This is a genomic window from Terrabacter sp. 2RAF25, assembly GCF_052115265.1.
GTDB lineage: Bacteria > Actinomycetota > Actinomycetes > Actinomycetales > Dermatophilaceae > Terrabacter.
Window position 1 is genome coordinate 115,319 of record NZ_JBFRGJ010000001.1, and the last position, 15,945, is coordinate 131,263.

The window sequence follows — 15,945 nt, forward strand, 5'->3', positions numbered from 1 at the left end:
GCGCGAGGCGCTCGCTCCGACGTCGAACGCGTATGCGCCCCCGGTCGTCCGGGACGCGTGGCTCGTTTGGCCCGCTGCAGCGACAACAGCTCGGTCGTCGGGGGTGAAAGCGCCGGGTCGACGGCTACCGTGACCGCATGGGCTATCGCCGGACGCAACTTCTGCGCGGGTTGAGTGGCATCTCGCTTCTCGTATCCGCTGGGTCGATCATCGCAGCGATCAACTGGTACAGCATCTGGCGCTCCAGCGCCCCGGCCGCTGCCCAGGAGAACCCGCCTCCGTCGGGCCTGCTCGAGACCCAAGCCACGTTCCAGCAGTGGTTCATCGTCGCCCTCAGCGGTCTGGTTCTTCCGCTCGCGTGCTGCGTCTTCCCCGACACCCGGCCCAGCAAGGAACCGCGCGTTCATGCCCGTGGTCGTGGCTGAGTGCGGCGTGCGCGATGCCGACAGGCCACCGGCTCGGCGGCACCGGAGGATCGCAGCGCGGCAAGCAGACTCCTGAGCCGGACAGCCGTGTGAGAGAACGAATCGGCCCACCGCGTGGGACAATTCGCGGGTGCTGCGACTCACTGACTTCATCATCGACTGCCCGGACACGATGCAGCTGGCAGCCTTCTACTCCGACGTGACGGGCCTCCCGGTCAAGGAGGGCAGCCACGGCGACTGGGCCGGAATCCGGGTCGGCGAGATCGAGCTGGCCTTCACCACGGTGAAGGACTACCGCCGCCCGCAGTGGCCCGAGGGCGAGCATCCCAAGCAGTTCCACCTCGACTTCGAGGTCGACGACATCGAGGCCGAGCAGAGCCGGGTCGTGACTCTCGGCGCGACGCTGGAGCACGACTCCATCGGCCCCGACGGCTACGGCTGGCGGGTCTACACCGACCCCGCCGGCCACCCGTTCTGCCTGTGCCACAACAAGGGTGTGACCTGGACCGACCAGGGGCCCACCTGGCCCGAGGGCACGTAGGGCGTGTCGTCGACCTGACCGACCCAACGGCGACGTCTACCCGCTCACTCGCGGGTCAGGGGTCACCCCTGGTGCGGCGGCACCCTCGCCGAACGTGAGGAAGCGGCCCTGGTGTGCTTCGAGCGTGAGGTCGACACCGTGCAGCTCGTCGACACCACCGAGCTCATCGCCGGTCAGCTGGTCGACCACGGTCCACCCGGGCCTGAAGTGGTTGCTCGACACGCGCACGTCGACCGGGTCGGCACTGAAGTTGAGCACCGTGGCCTGACGCAGCGTGCCGGGCAGGTCGTCGTGGACCATGACGAGCACACCGGGGTGGCTGCACGCCGGCACCTCGATCTGGGTCGCGGTGGCGATTCCTGAAGCCTCGCGCACGCGGAGGACGTGCGCGAGCTGTGACGCAAACGAGTCCGGGTCGTCCAGCTGGGCAGGCAGCGGTCCGTAGAGCGACCGGCCGCGCGGCATGCCGGAGGCTGACTGCGATACGTCGGGCCGGTAGTCCATCAGGTCGTAGGCGCCGCGGTGCAGCCACCGGGTGTCACCGGTGGCGAGGAGGTGTCCGATCTCGTCGCGGTCGACCGTCGTCATCCCGGCCAGGTCCCAACCCGACAGGGCGAACACACCCGGCTGCAGCGCGTTGAACATCGCCAGCAGCAGGTGGGCCTGGCGGATGTTGTCGATGTCGAGCCCGTCGACGACGTCGAGGTCCCGGTAGCCGAGCGCGGCGGCGATGATGGTCGCACTCGTCGAGGCGATCCCGTTGGTCGTGAAGATCGCGTTGTAGGGCCCCGCCTCGCCGGTGAGGTGGTCGACCAGCTGGCCACGCACGTGGGCGGCCAGCGCCGCCCCCGTGACCTCGACGCCGTGGAAGGTGAACAGGTCGTCCCGGTGCAGCGTCTCGAAGTGGACCAGCTCGTAGGTGAGCTCGTCGTGGTTCTGCAGGGCGTGGACCAGCGAGATCGGGTGCACGCCGGACTCGAGCGAGATGTTGAGGGTGAGGCGAAGGAACTCCGTGTCAGCCGTGGCGAGCGCGTGGTGGTAGGCGGGACGGTTGACGAAGTCGTAGGACAGGTCGGCGCCCGCCTCGGCGGTCACCCTGATGTCGTCGACGGTGAGGTTCAGCTCCTGGAAGCTGAAGCCGCCGACCTTCCGGACCATGGAGCCGATCAGCTGGTTGGCCGCCTCCGACAGGGGGTGGCCCTCGGACCAGGCGGCCTCGCCCTCGCCGGACTTCTCGACGCCGAGGAAGCCGTTCGCATCCAGCCGCAGCCCTCCCGAGCCGAGGTCTCCCATCGAGTGCAGTGCGTCACCGATGACCAGGCGCATGCCGGCGAAGGTCGGGTCCAGCCAGTTGATCGAGGGCTGCCCCTCCTTGAAGTAGTGCAGGTACACCCACCGGCGCGCGACGCCGTCCTCGCCCACGACCTCGCCCGTCGCGGACCAGTTCGTCTCCTTGACGCCGGGGGAGTGGAAGATGACGCGCTGCAGGCGGCCGATGATGTAGCCCGCCCCCTCCAGGGCTGCCTCGGCCGGGCCGTCGAGGTTGGCCGAGTCGCGCCCGGGACGCACCTCGGGGAGCAGATGCCAGTCGGCGGGGTCGATCAGCACCATGTGGAAGATGCCGGGGTAGTCGCCCACGTTCATCTCCGCGAGACGGAAGTCGGGTCCCTTGCCGGTGTGGCCCGGGACGATGTCGTCGATGATCGTGCCGCCGTGGGCGGCGGCGACGTCGCACATCGAGCGGTACTCGTCCTCGGTGCCGAACGCGGCGTCGATCTGGGTCGAGATCCGGTCGAAGTGCCCGTCCACGCTGGGCGTGGGGTCCCACCCGGAGAGACCGCCCGCACGCTTGACGGGCCCGGTGTGCACGGCACGGATGCCGATGCGCGAGAAGACGTCCCAGAGGTCCGGGTCGGCGAGGGTGCCGAGGAACGACGAGCCGGCCTTGGTCACCATCGAGATCGGGTATGCCGTGAACCACACCGGTGCCGCCCGGACGGCAGCCACGGGGTTGGGGCGTGCGAAGGGGTTCTGCCACATCGACCCCTGGCCGGAGAACTGGGTGGCGATCGTGTTGGCGTCCGCGAGCATGGACTCGCGCCGGAGCCATGCGACGTAGTCCGGGTTGGTGCCGACGGGCTCGCCCACGCGCTCGCCGGGTTCGGGGGCGCCCTGCCCGCGCAGGCGGGCGCGGGGCCGCAGCAGCTGTGGCCGGGCGGCGAAGAAGTGCTCCGAGTAGCTGATCTCGGCCGGGTCGCGTTCGGCCGGATCGTGCTCGACCGGGTCCCTGGGGTCGGAGACTGCTGCACCGCGTGCGGAGGGGTCGGTCTTGGTCCTGGCGTCGACGTGCTCCATGTCCGTCATCAAAGCACTAGCGTCAGCGGCCTGGGGCTGCGGCCAGCCGGCCCCGTCACCGACTGATCGGGGCCTCGACGTCGATCTGGCCGAGCTTGGCCGGGTTGCGCACGGCGAAGATGCGGCTGATCCGCCCGGCCTCGACGACGAAGCTGATCGCCGTGTCGTAGCCGTCGTCGGTACCGACGATGCGCGCTCCGACCGCACCGTTGAGCAGCACCGGCACGATGCGGGCTCCGGGTGCCAGCGTGCCGAACGGACGCAGCAGGTTGGCGACCTTCTTCGCACCGACCACCGGGTTGACCACCGCCTGCACGACTCCGCCGCCGTCGGCCACGAGCACGACGTCCGGAGCCAGCACGTCGAGCAGCTCCTGCAGCTCGCCGCCCGTGACCGCCGCCAGGAAGCGTTCGACGGCTTCCTGCTGCTCGCGCCGTCCGACGTCCATGCGTGGCCGACGCGCCGCGACGTGCTCACGTGCGCGGTGCCCGATCTGCCGAACCGCGGCCGCGGACTTGCCCACGGCGTCAGCGATCTCGTCGTAGGGGGTGTCGAAGACCTCGCGCAGCACGAACACGGCTCGCTCGGTGGGCGTCAACGTCTCGAGCACGGTGAGCATCGCCATCGAGACGCTGTCGGCGAGCTCGGCGTCGTCGGCCAGGTCCGGTGCCGTCAGCAGCGGCTCGGGGAGCCAGGCACCGACGTACTCCTCGCGCCGTCGGGCGTTCGACCGGAGCCGGTCGAGGGCCTTGCGGGTCACCATCCGCACGAGGAACGCCCGCGGGTGGTGCACGTCGGCGCGCCCCTCGACACCGATGGCGTCCCACCGCAGCCAGGTCTCCTGCACGACGTCCTCGGCGTCGGCCGCCGAGCCGAGCATCTCGTAGGCGACGGTGAAGAGCAGCCCACGGTTGGCGATGAACGGGTCGTCGTTCGGCCTCACGCCGTCGACCCTACGGCCGATCGCGCCGGGAGCGGCTTGAGCCCGCACGCCGTCGCGAACCCGTCCGACTCGATGCCGAGGGCGACGTTCGCACGGGTCGTGAAGTTGGCGAAGGCGATCACGGCGGTGAGCTCGACGAGTGCCGCGTCACCGAGCTGGGACCGGAGCGACGCCACCATGTCGTCCGTCACCGCCGGCTCCGTCTCGGTCATCGCCTCGGCGTAGGCCAGCACCTCGCGCTCGAGCGCCGAGAACGCGTCCGACTCGCGCCAGCGTGGGATCTCGTGGGCCTTGGACAGGTCGAGGTGCTTGTTGTGGGCCTCGAAGTAGTTGAAGTCGAGGCACCAGCTGCAGCCGACCTGCGACGCGACCGCCATGTGCGCGAAGGACTTCAGCTGCTCGTCGCACGCGTCCCACTTCTGCACCTTGCCGCCTACGGCGGTCATGCCCATCAGCACCTTCTGGTTGTGCCAGTAGACCCCGAGCGAGCTCGGAACCTGGCCCAGCGCCTTCTTCGCGAAGCGCTTGACCACAGCCCCCTTGAAGCCGGTGATCTCGGCGGCGGGGATTCGGGTCGATGCGGTCATGTCGTCCTCCTGGATGTCGGTTCGATGTCGGGTTTCGTCATCGAGACGCCCCAGAGGCTCAAGTTGTGACATCGGGCTGTGACCTCAATCGACGGACGGCTCGGCGCCTTCGGGGCGACAATGGTCGGTGGCAGAGGGAGGCCGTCATGGCGTACTTCATCATCGAGCGCGAGTTCGCTCAAGAACTCGAGAACACCCCCGAGCTGGCCGCGCGGATCCAGGAGATCAACGACGAGGAGTCGGTCCGGTGGATCTACTCCTTCCTGTCGTTGGACCGGCTGCGCACGTTCTGCCTCTATGAGGCAGGGTCTGCCGACGCCGTGCGCGAGGCAGCTCGTCACGCCGGCATACCGGCTGACCGCATCATCGAGGTCGGGGCCAGGAACTTCCCGGACGGGTCGACGCGGCCGCTCGTCGAGCGTGCCTGACCAGGTGAGCCGGCGGTGCCCTGTCAGGTCAGCGCGGCGTCGGTGACCTGACGCACTGCTGCAGCCAGCCTCGGCACGGCCAGGTCGTGGGCGAGCTCGACTGCCTGCGCTCGCAGGGCGGCATCACGGGCCTGCCGCCGCCCGGTGCCGGCCGCCAGCCGGGCCACGAGGCTGTAGCCCTGGTGCAGCGGCGCATCCATCGACCGGTCGAGTTCGATCGCGGCCTCCAGCAGGTCGCCTGCGCGTGGACGTCCGAGCAGCGCCTCGATCGACCCGAGGTAGCGGTCGGCGGCGCCGAAGGTCGCGATCATGGGACCGAGCACGATGCTCCGGCCCGACAGCAGCTCGAGGTGCGGCTCGACCGCGCGCGCGAGGCCGGGGTCAGCGAGCCAGAGGATGCACTCGACGAAGAAGACGAGCGTCAGCTCCCACGTGCCTGACGAGCGCCACGGGTCGAGGCCGCGCGACATGGCCTCGCCCAGCAGTCGCCGGGCCGACTCGCGCATCCCCAGCTCGCGGTAGAGGGCCAACATGCCCGGGGCCCAGACGTCCGTGGACCGCTCGGCGCCGGTGACGATCATCCTCATCCGCTCGAGGGCCAGCCGTTCGCGGTCGATGAGGAACCGCTGGGTGGCGCTGGCGCCCTCGAAGCGGCCCTGCAGCTGGCTGATGCTCCCGACCTCCTGCGCCACGCGCTCTGCGCGGTCGAGGTCGCCCACCTCCATCGCCCGGGCGAAGCCTTGTGAGAGGAAGATCTGGTCGGCGGTTGCGGTGCCGGACGCCCTGGCCGCCTCATGGGCCAACGACTTAGCCTCCAACACCTCGGCGGGGAGGCCGAGGGAGTATGCCGCGACGGCTCGCGACATGGCTGACCACGCCAGAGCCTCGTTGTCACCCACCCGCCGAGCCACCTCGGTGAGCTCTCGAGCCCGGGCGAGGCGCACCTCGGCCCGCGCGGCGCCAGCCGGGGGTGGCTGCACCACCGTCGCCTCGAGGGCGTGGGCCAGGAGGACCTCGTCACCGCTGGCACGGGCCAGGGTCAGTGGCTCCTCCAGCACCGGGGCGTGCTCGTCGAGCCGGATACCCAGCCCGAGCAGACGCGCGAGGCAGCTTCTCGCTCGGATGACGAGCGGGTCGTCCGCTGCGACAGGCGAATCCGTTCCCGCGACGGCATCCATCGCGACCTGGAGGTGCGAGATCCCCTCTTCGACCGACATGCCGCCACGGAAAGCGGCCTCCTCGTAGGCGATCGCAGCCCGGAGCTGCGTGCGCGGGTCGGGCGAGCCGAGCGCCGCCGTGGCGTGCTCGGCGGCTGCGCCGTAGTCGCCGGCATGACGGCGGGCCGCCGACGCCTCGAGCCTGAGCTCGTCGGTCTCGGCTCGGTCGCGGGAGATCTCGATCGCCCGTTCGAGGAAGGCGGCTGCATCGGCATGGGCGAGTCGGTCCGTGGCCAGCCGGGCCGCCTCCCGAAGGTACTTCTGGGCCGCGGCCCGCCGGCCCATCGAGTGGGCTGCCGCATAGTGGTGGGCGAGTCGCTCCGTGATGTCAGGGGCGTCGGGGAACCCGGCCTCGAGTGCCTCGGCCACGCTGAGGTGCGTGGCAATGAGGCTGCCCGGACGCATGAGCTGCTGCACCGCCTGCCGAGCGATCTCGTGGACGAAGGCCAGGCGTCCGTCCACGCTCGGCCGGGAGTCGATGATGCCCATGGCGGCGCCGGCGTCGACGGCGCCCAGGATGTCGGCCGGGCTGGTCGTAGCCGCGGCCGCTGCGACGTCGACGTCGAACTCCTGGCCGATGACGGCGGCGATCTCGAGGCAGTGACGGTCCTGCGGAGTGAGCTGGGCCAGCCGGAGCTCATAGCTGTCTCGGAGGACGGCTGGTGCGACATGCGACCTGGATCCGAGGGCGGACAGCCCCCCGTTGCGGGCGAGGTCACGCACGATCTCGCGCAGGAAGAACGCGTTGCCGGCCGACTGCTCGCGCAGGATGACGCCGGCACGACGGGCCTCCGTCGGGCTCGCCCCCAGCTCTCGCGTCACGTAGGCCTCGATGTCGTATGCCGTCAACGGCTCGAGGTCGAGCGCCTCCACGCCGTCGGCTCGTGCGAGCCGCGCCATCGTCGCGACGAGGGCGGCCGACCGGTCGGGCAGGCTGTTGCGGTGGGTCGCGAGGACGAGGAGGCGCTCGTCGGGCGTCTCGGCCACGAGGTGCTCCAGCAGCTCCAGCGTCGCGGGTCCGGCCCACTGGAGATCTTCGAGGATGAGCACGACGGGGCGGACCCGGGCGGCTGCGCGGACGAGATCGACGACGGCGTCGGAGAGCTGGTCGCCGGCCATCGACCCGGCTCCACGGACTGCCGGCGAACCGGCCGGATGCGCGCGGGCTCCGACGACGTGGCCGGCTCGTTCGATCGTCTGGGCGCGAGTGCTCGCCGGCAGCACGAGGTCGCCGGTCGCGGCGGCGTCGACGAGCACGCGTACCGGCTCGACGAAGGGCTGGTAGGGCCTCTCGAGCTCCGGTGAGCACTGGCCAAGCAGCACGACGGCCCCGACGGCATACCGGGTGACTCCGATCTCGGCCACGAGGCGGGACTTGCCGGCGCCCGCGTCACCACCGACGAGGAGGACCCGGCGGGCGCCCACGGCGACGGCCTCCCAGGCCTCGTTCATCGCGTGGATGTCCCGCTGTCGGCCCACGAAGGTGGGGGCCTCCGAGCCCCATCGGCTGGGCAGGGGCGGTTGCTCCCACAGCCCGGTCCGGTGGCGTTGCGCCGAGCGGTTGCCGAGGTCGGGGTCGTGCGACAGGATCGCGCGCTGGAGCTCGCCCACGGACGGAGCCGGGTCCAAGCCCTCGTCACGGAGGTTCCTGCGGAGCATGCGCAGGGTCGCCAGTGCCTCGGACTGCTCCGCGCACAGGTAGTAGGCGCGCGCGAGCAGCATGCCGCGGCGCTCCGAGAGGGGCAGCTCCTCCATGAGCAGTCGGGCCACCGGAAGGACCGAGGCTTCTCGGCCGCTGCCGAGCCCGGCCTCGACGAGCAGCTCCCTCGCCTCCGCGCCGATGACGTCGAGGCGGCTCGCCTCGATCTCGCCCGGTGGCCATCCTGCCAGGTCGGCCAGCGCCGGCCCGCGCCAGAGGGCCACAACGCTCTCGAGCAGCGTGTGGGCGTGTGCGGGGTCGCCACCGTCCATGAGCCGTCGCGCGCGCTCGACGGTGCTCTCGAAGAAGGTCGCGTCGACGTCATCGTCATCGACGACGAGCCGGTAGCCGGTCGGTGTGGTGCCGATGGCGTCGGCGCCGAGCTCGCGTCGTAGCCGCACGACGCAGCCTTGGATCACCTTGGCCCAGGACGACGGTGGGTGGACGGGCCACAGCGCGTCGGCGAGCTCCGCGGCGCCGACGAAACCCGGCCGGCGGATGGCCAGCACCGCGAGCACCACGCGGTCACGCCGCGACAGTCGGCTGGCATCGCCGTCGACGCAAAGGGGACCCAGCACCGCGATCCGCACCCTTCGACTGTAGGGCGGCCCGGCGGCGCACCGGCGCGGATCGCGCGCATCGCCGGAGCGCGCGCATCGGTGTCGCCGGCGCCGGTATCGCACGCACCGGTATCGGCGAGGGCGAACCGGTTGATACCGCCGGCATGACCGGGTCGATACCGGCCCGATGGACGGTGGGCCCGTTCCCGCAAGGGGCGGGGCCAACCAGGACAACGATCGAAGAAGGAATCATGAACGCACGTCGCATCACCACCGCCTTTGCCGCCGTCGTCGCCGCCACTGCACTCACCGCCTCGGTGGCACACGCCAACGAGCCGGGAGAGCCCGGCTACTACAACGACGCATACATGCCGGCCGCCTGCGTCGGGCCTGTCGACCGCGCGAAGAACCAGAAGGACCTCGATGCCGAGGCTCGTGAAGCCGAGATGCTGCACACCATCCAGGTCCTGCAGGTCGCACTCCGGATCAGCGAGCACGAGCCCGCCATCAAGTGACCGGCAACTGAGGGGGAGACGGTGGGCGCCAGGCAGCGCCCACCGTCTGCTGTACGACCATCGGGAGACGGCCGGGCGGTCTCGACGGCTGGATCTCGACTGAGTCGTGGGTCACATCGGCGGCTCGGCCGGGACGAGGCGTGCGTCGCGGTGTGCCACAGTTCCTCTCGTGGCCTCATCGACGACGCCTGCGTCCTCGCCCCCGCCGACCCCGGCCTTCTTCCTGGCCGGCGGCACCGGCATCTCTGCGGAGACACTCGGCAACATGATGCTCCAGCAGTTCCCGTCGGTGGCCTTCACGCGGCGCAAGATCCCGTTCATCACGACGGTCGAGCAGGCGCGCCAGGTCGTCGGCGAGCTCGACCTGGCCATGACCGACACCGTGACGCCGCTCGTGTTCTCCACCGTGTCCGACGAGGAGATCCGCGCCGAGCTGCAGCGGACCCGCTGCGCCTTCATCGACCTCTTCGGCTCGCACCTGGCGACGGTCGAGCACGTCCTCCACGTCAACGCCGTGCACACCGTGGGTGCCCTCCATGGCGTCGGCGACGTCGGCCGCTACGAGGCGCGCATGCGTGCGGTCGAGTACGCCATGGAGCACGACGACGGCCAGAGCATGCGCAACCTCGAGCAGGCGCAGCTGATCCTCATCGCCCCCTCCCGCTGCGGCAAGACGCCGACGTCCATCTACCTCGCCCTGCAGCACGGCATCAAGGTCGCGAACTACCCGCTCGTCGAAGAGGACTTCGATTCGAGCGACCTCCCGCGGCCTGTCCGACCGTATGCCGCCAAGTGCTTCGGCTTGTTGTCGACCGCCGCCCGGCTCAGCCAGGTGCGCGGCGAGCGTCGTCCGGGGTCGCGCTACGCCAGCCTCGCCCAGTGCAGCTACGAGCTGCGCCGCGCCGAGGCGATGTACCGCGCCCACAAGGTCCCCGTCGTCAACTCCTCCGCGATGTCCGTCGAGGAGATCGCGGCCGTCATCATGCAGAGCCGACGGCTCGGCAACGGCTGACCCGCAGCCACAGACCATCCCGACCACCTGAGTCGCACGACCGCACCACCTACCGGAAGGACCTGCTGTGACCGAGAACGTGATGAGGTTCGCCGACCTCGGACTGGGCGATGTGGAGCTGGTCGGGGGCAAGAACGCCTCGCTCGGTGAGATGGTCCAGCACCTGTCCAAGGCCGGGGTCACGGTTCCCGACGGCTTCGCGACGACCGCCGACGCGTACCGTCGGTTCCTCGCCGAGGACGGTCTCGCCGACCGCATCAACGCACTGCTGTCCGACCTCGACGTCGACGACACCCGCAAGCTCACGGAGGTGGGGGCCAGCATCCGCGAGCAGGTCGAGCAGCAGGCGTTCCCGGCCGACCTCGAGCGCGACATCCGTGAGTCGTTCGACCGGCTGGTGAGCGAGCAGGGCGGGGCAGCGGACGGCGGCGACGAGGTCAGCTTCGCGGTGCGCTCGAGCGCCACCGCCGAGGACCTGCCCGACGCGTCCTTCGCGGGGCAGCAGGAGACCTTCCTCAACGTGCGCGGCATCGACAACGTGCTGCACGCCATCAAGCTCGTCTTCGCCTCGCTCTACAACGACCGCGCCATCGCCTACCGTGTGCACAGCGACTTCGACCACTCGGTGGTCGCGCTGTCTGCCGGCGTGCAGCGGATGGTCCGCTCGGACGTCGGCGCATCGGGTGTCATGTTCACGATGGACACCGAGTCGGGCTTCCGCGACGCCGTCTTCATCACGAGCAGCTACGGCCTCGGTGAGGCTGTCGTGCAGGGCGCCGTCAACCCCGACGAGTTCTACGTCTACAAGCCGGCTCTGCGGGAGGGCCGCCCGGCGATCCTCAAGCGCGGCGTCGGCGGCAAGGCGACGAAGATGGTCTACACCTCCGACGCGAGCGTCGGCCGCACCATCGAGTTCGTGCCGGTGCCCGAGGAGCAGCGCCCGCTGCTGTCGATCACCGACGAGGACGTCACCGAGCTGGCCACGCACGCGCTGCGCATCGAGGAGCACTACGGCCGCCCGATGGACATCGAGTGGGGCAAGGACGGCGTCGACGGCGGCCTCTACATCCTCCAGGCCCGCCCCGAAACGGTGCAGTCGCGCCAGACGGGTTCGACGATGCGCCGCTTCCGCATGGACGAGCGCGGGCCCGTCGTCGTCGAGGGTCGCGCCATCGGCCAGAAGATCGGCGCCGGTGCCGTACGCGTGCTCGAGACCATCGACGCGATGCACGACTTCCAGCCCGGCGAGGTGCTCGTCGCCGACATGACCGACCCCGACTGGGAGCCGATCATGAAGCGTGCCAGTGCGATCGTCACCAACCGCGGTGGCCGCACCTGTCACGCCGCGATCATCGCCCGTGAGCTGGGCATCCCCGCCGTCGTCGGCACGGGGTCGGCGACCTCGGTGCTCGCCGAGGGCCAGGAGGTCACGGTCTCGTGCGCCGAGGGCGACACCGGCTTCGTCTACGAGGGGCTGCGCGAGTTCACCGTCACCGAGACGGCGCTCGACGAGATGCCCGAGGTGCCGGTCAAGATCATGATGAACGTGGGCACCCCCGAGCAGGCCTTCGAGTTCTCGCGCCTACCCAACAAGGGAGTCGGGCTCGCCCGCCTCGAGTTCATCATCAACCGCCAGATCGGCATCCACCCCAAGGCGCTGCTCGAGCTCGACGACCAGGAGCCTGCACTCAAGGCGGAGATCGAGGCGCACATCGCCGCGTATGCCGGCCCGCGCGAGTTCTTCGTGCAGCGAGTCGCCGAAGGCATCGCCACCATCGCGGCGGCGTTCGCGCCCGAGCCGGTCATCGTGCGCATGTCGGACTTCAAGTCCAACGAGTACGCCGGGCTCATCGGGGGCGAGCGCTACGAGCCGCACGAGGAGAACCCGATGATCGGCTACCGCGGAGCCGCGCGGTACCTCTCGGCCGACTTCGCCGAGTGCTTCGCGATGGAGTGCGAGGCGCTGAAGTACGTCCGCGACGACATGGGACTGACGAACGTCAAGATCATGATCCCGTTCGTGCGCACCGTCGCCGAGGGCGAGGGCGTCATCGACCTGCTGGCCTCGCACGGCCTGGTCCGCGGCGAGAACGACCTGCAGGTCGTCATGATGTGCGAGGTGCCGAGCAACGCCGTCAACGCCGACGCGTTCCTCGACCACTTCGACGGCTTCTCGATCGGCTCCAACGACATGACCCAGCTGACGCTGGGTCTCGACCGTGACAGCGCCCTCGTCGCCGGCTCCTTCGACGAGCGCGACCCTGCGGTCAAGAAGATGCTCGCGATGGCGATCAAGGCGTGCCGCGACCGCGGCAAGTACGTCGGCATCTGCGGGCAGGGCCCGTCCGACCACCCCGACCTCGCCGAGTGGCTGCTCGACCAGGGCATCGAGTCGATGTCGCTCAACCCCGACACCGTCGTCGAGACGTGGACGCGGCTCGCGAAGCACCGCGCGGAGGTCGCTGGGTCCAGCGCCGGCTGAACCCGGCCTCAGACCTCGTGAATGCGCAACGCCCGCCTGTCAGACAGGCGGGCGTCGCGCGTACGGGCTCGGGAGCTGTCAGGCCAGCACCTTGTAGGTCACCGTGAGGCGCACCTTGCCGATGTCGTAGTCGTTCTCGTAGTAGTAGTTCGGGACGTAGACCGTTGCCTCCACCAGTCGCGACGCGTTGACGAGCGCCGCCGGTGAGACCGATCCGATGGTGCGCCAGCCCGCGCTGGTGCCGGTGACGATCTCAGGCGAGGTGAACGTGTAGTCCACGGTGCCCCACCGGGTGAAGCCGGCGCCGAGGTGCGAGGGGGTCATCGAGAAGCCGTAGGCCTCGATCTTCAGCGAGCTGTAGCTGACGGCCGCGGGGGCGGTGAAGCGGTAGGTGGCGCCCGCGAGCTCGAGACCGGCGCTGCAGACGTTACCGAGCCACACTCCCGTGGGGTAGAAGTCGGACACGCTCGTGCTCGCCCCGGAGCAGGAGGAGTCGCTGCCGCCGGCCCAGGTGAACGGGTTGCCGTTCTTGGTCACCGTGGCCGTCTTCGTCACGAGGCGCTTGCTGCTCACGAGGACGGAGTACCGGGCGCTCGTCCGCCGGTTGCCGGCGCCGTCCTGCGCAGTGAGCGTCCAGTAGTAGGTGCCCGCTCCGACGAGGGCACCGGCGGTGTTGCGACCGTTCCACGTCAGGCTGGTGCGAGCGGCCGTCCGGCTGCCGGTGACGGTGCGCACGACGGCCCCGCTGCCGTTGCGCACGGTCAAGGTGACGCCGGCGGACTCGTTGAGCGTGAAGACCGGTGTGAAGGTGTCGCGGTAGCTGTCCGGGTAGGGGTAGAAGGTCGACCCGCTGCCCGTGATGGACGAGATCGTCGGCGCCGCCTGGTCCACGCGGGCGTAGCTGACGGCCGAGCCCTTGAGGGTGGCGCCGCTGATGGCGCGGGAGGTCACGAGCTCGATCCGGTAGGTGCCGCTCGTGGCCCGGGCGCCGCCGTTCAGCAGACCGTTCCAGACGAAGCTGCGGGTCCCGGCCGGGAACGTGCCCAGCCCCGAAGGGCCACGGACGGCGGTGCCCGCCGAGTTGCGCACGACGTAGACGACGGTCTCGGTGTCGGGGAGGGAGTAGGTGACCTTCGTGGAGTCCGAGCGGCCGTCGGCGTTGGGGCTGAAGACGACCGGGCTGACGCTGACGATCCGGGGGTGGAGCGACTGGTTCTTGAAGCTCACGGCGGCCGAGGACGGGCCGGCGCAGGCGCCGGCCGTCGAACAGCTCACGGCCTTGACGGAGTGCGTGCCGTCGCTCAGGGCGCTGACCGGGTAGGTCAGCGAGAACGGGGCGCTGGTGTCTAGACCGCGCTGGACGCCGTCGATGACGAAGGCCACGGCGCCACCGGGCGCCGTCGCGGTGAACGTGGCGCTGCCCGAGACCGTCTGCGACGGCTTGGGGGAGGTGATCACGGGCGCCGCGTTGGACAGGGTGACCGCCACCTGGGTCGAGGCGGAGCTGCACAGGTCCTTGACGCTGCAGTCGACGGCGCTGACGGAGTGGGCGCCGTTCGGTCGGCCCCACGTGGACCACGTGGCGGAGGCGATGCCGTTGCTGACGGCGACGGGGGCTCCGACCGCGGTCCCGTCCACGAGGAAGCGCACCTTGGCTGCTGCGGAGGCGGCGGTCAGGGTGACCGGGCCGGACACGGCGGCGCCGCTGGAAGGAGCCGTCAGCGCCGGGACGGTGTCGGGGCGCAGGGCGTCGAAGGCGAGCCGGAAGTCGACCTGGCCCGCACCGAGACCGAGACCCGCATAGCCGTGCGCCGAGGCGACGATGGCTGCACGCACCTCGTCGGCGCTCGCGGCGCGACGCTGCGACCACAGGAGCGCGGCCTCGGCCGCGACCAGCGGCGTGGAGAAGGACGTGCCGTCGCCGGTCGCGTACTCCGGCGTGAAGAAGGCACTGCCGGCGGTGGGGGTCGTGCTCGTCAGGCCGATGCCGGGGGCCGCCACGGTCACCCACGGACCGAACTGGGAGAAGTCGGCTCGATGACCGGTCGCGTCGGTCGCGGCGACGGCGACCACCTTCGGGTAGGCCGCGGGGTAGCTCGGGGTCGTGCTGCCGCTGTTACCGGCGGCCGCCACGACGAGCACTCCCTTGCCCACGGCATACGCGATGGCATCGGACTCGACCTGGTCGGGGGAGGCGCTGCCGAGGCTGAGGTTGATGACGTCGGCGCCGTGGTCGGCGGCCCAGATGATGCCGGCTGCCTCCTTGTCGGCGAACACGTCACCGGCCGGGTCGGCGACCTTGACGGCCATCAGGCTGGCGCCCGCAGAGGCGCCCGCGATGCCGATGCCGTTGTCCGCGGTCGCCGCGGCGACGCCCGCCACGAAGGTGCCGTGGCCCACGGCGTCGGTGACGTCGGTGGAGCCGTCGACGGCGTTGTAGGTGTCGGTGACCCGGCCGGCGAGGTCCGGGTGCGCGACGTCGACGCCGCTGTCGACGACCGCGATGCGCACGGCTGCGTCGCCGCGCTGCACGTCCCAGGCGGCTGGGGCGGTGACCGCCTCCAGGTAGGGCGTGGTGGCCGAGAAGTCAGGGTCGTTGGGAACGAAGGAGAATGTCTTCCGGCCCACGACGTCGACCCGCGTGACGTCCGCCCGGCCTCGCAGCGTGGCGGCGAATCCGGGGGCCACGGTCGCGGGGACCTCCACCGACACGGTGTCGAGCTGGCGGAGCACGCGGCGCTGCGCACCGCCCTGGGCCTTCGCCGAGCGAGCGACGTCGGTGAGGGACGTTCCGGCCTGCGTGCCCTTGCGCACCTTGACCGAGAGCACGACCTTGCCCGAGCCGCGCTGGACGGCCAGACCGCGCAGGTGGCCGGCAGAGCCCTTCGGCCCCGGAGCAGGCGTGGTCGTCTGATGGGACTGCAGCTGGTTCAGCCGCTCCCGCTTGGTCACCGGCTGGGTGTGGTCAACGGTGGCGAGGGCCGCGGTGGCGGGTGGCACGACCAACCCCAGTGCCACCACGGCAGACATGACGGAACGGCGGCGCAGCACGCCCATGGAACCCCCTTGGCAGCCCGCCGTGCTCGGATGTCGGGCGCTCGGCGGGAAGAACTCACCCGGGCAGGTCTGCATCGGGCCGATCCGAAACGTAACGTCCGGCGCGGCCGGCGGCAGCGGATTG

General features: G+C 70.6%; 11 protein-coding genes. 6 read left to right on the forward strand and 5 right to left on the reverse strand.

What is annotated here, in order from left to right:
• Positions 1-137 precede the first annotated feature (137 nt).
• Both AB4091_RS00585 and AB4091_RS00590 read left to right on the forward strand, forming a co-directional pair.
• Entirely contained in the window at positions 138-425 is a 288-nt protein-coding gene (locus AB4091_RS00585; protein ID WP_442289788.1) for a hypothetical protein, read from the forward strand.
• A 130-nt stretch (positions 426-555) separates the two neighbouring features.
• A complete protein-coding gene (locus AB4091_RS00590) occupies positions 556-966 on the forward strand; it encodes a VOC family protein (RefSeq protein WP_442289789.1) in 411 nt (136 codons plus the stop codon).
• Positions 967-1,002: 36 nt separating this feature from the next.
• Here AB4091_RS00590 and treS read toward each other — a convergent pair whose 3' ends face one another.
• Genes treS through AB4091_RS00605 form a run of 3 tightly spaced genes read right to left on the reverse strand, consistent with a single transcriptional unit; the run spans position 1,003 to position 4,851 of the window.
• Positions 1,003-3,321 carry a maltose alpha-D-glucosyltransferase gene (gene treS / locus AB4091_RS00595; RefSeq protein ID WP_442290286.1) on the reverse strand — a complete coding sequence of 773 codons (2,319 nt, stop codon included), beginning with the start codon at positions 3,319-3,321 and terminating at the stop codon, positions 1,003-1,005.
• 55 nt (positions 3,322-3,376) lie between these two features.
• The gene (locus AB4091_RS00600) at positions 3,377-4,264 is read right to left on the reverse strand and encodes an RNA polymerase sigma-70 factor (protein ID WP_442289790.1); all 888 of its coding nucleotides are present in this window, start codon (positions 4,262-4,264) and stop codon (positions 3,377-3,379) included.
• On the reverse strand, positions 4,261-4,851 hold the full coding sequence (locus AB4091_RS00605) for a carboxymuconolactone decarboxylase family protein (protein WP_442289791.1): 591 nt from the start codon (positions 4,849-4,851) through the stop codon (positions 4,261-4,263). The genes AB4091_RS00600 and AB4091_RS00605 overlap by 4 nt, the downstream gene beginning before the upstream one ends.
• 146 nt (positions 4,852-4,997) lie before the next feature.
• On the opposite strand from AB4091_RS00605, the gene AB4091_RS00610 reads away from it, so the two are divergent.
• Positions 4,998-5,279, forward strand: coding sequence for a DUF4242 domain-containing protein (locus tag AB4091_RS00610; protein ID WP_442289792.1), 282 nt, complete (start codon positions 4,998-5,000; stop codon positions 5,277-5,279).
• Between the two features lie 23 nt (positions 5,280-5,302).
• On the opposite strand, the gene AB4091_RS00615 is transcribed toward AB4091_RS00610, so the two are convergent.
• Positions 5,303-8,773 carry an ATP-binding protein gene (locus AB4091_RS00615; RefSeq protein ID WP_442289793.1) on the reverse strand — a complete coding sequence of 1,157 codons (3,471 nt, stop codon included), beginning with the start codon at positions 8,771-8,773 and terminating at the stop codon, positions 5,303-5,305.
• Between the two features lie 233 nt (positions 8,774-9,006).
• Between AB4091_RS00615 and AB4091_RS00620 the strand changes: the two genes are divergently transcribed.
• From AB4091_RS00620 to ppsA, 3 genes are all read left to right on the forward strand, one after another.
• Entirely contained in the window at positions 9,007-9,270 is a 264-nt protein-coding gene (locus tag AB4091_RS00620) for a hypothetical protein (RefSeq protein ID WP_442289794.1), read from the forward strand.
• A 169-nt stretch (positions 9,271-9,439) separates the two neighbouring features.
• Positions 9,440-10,282: a pyruvate, water dikinase regulatory protein gene (locus tag AB4091_RS00625; protein ID WP_442289795.1), complete on the forward strand. Its 843-nt coding sequence runs from the start codon at positions 9,440-9,442 to the stop codon at positions 10,280-10,282.
• Between the two features lie 82 nt (positions 10,283-10,364).
• Positions 10,365-12,764: a phosphoenolpyruvate synthase gene (gene ppsA, locus AB4091_RS00630; RefSeq protein ID WP_442290287.1), complete on the forward strand. Its 2,400-nt coding sequence runs from the start codon at positions 10,365-10,367 to the stop codon at positions 12,762-12,764.
• A 78-nt stretch (positions 12,765-12,842) separates the two neighbouring features.
• Here the strand turns inward: ppsA and AB4091_RS00635 are convergent, their stop codons facing one another.
• Positions 12,843-15,821: a S8 family serine peptidase gene (locus AB4091_RS00635; RefSeq protein ID WP_442289796.1), complete on the reverse strand. Its 2,979-nt coding sequence runs from the start codon at positions 15,819-15,821 to the stop codon at positions 12,843-12,845.
• Positions 15,822-15,945: the final 124 nt, after the last annotated feature.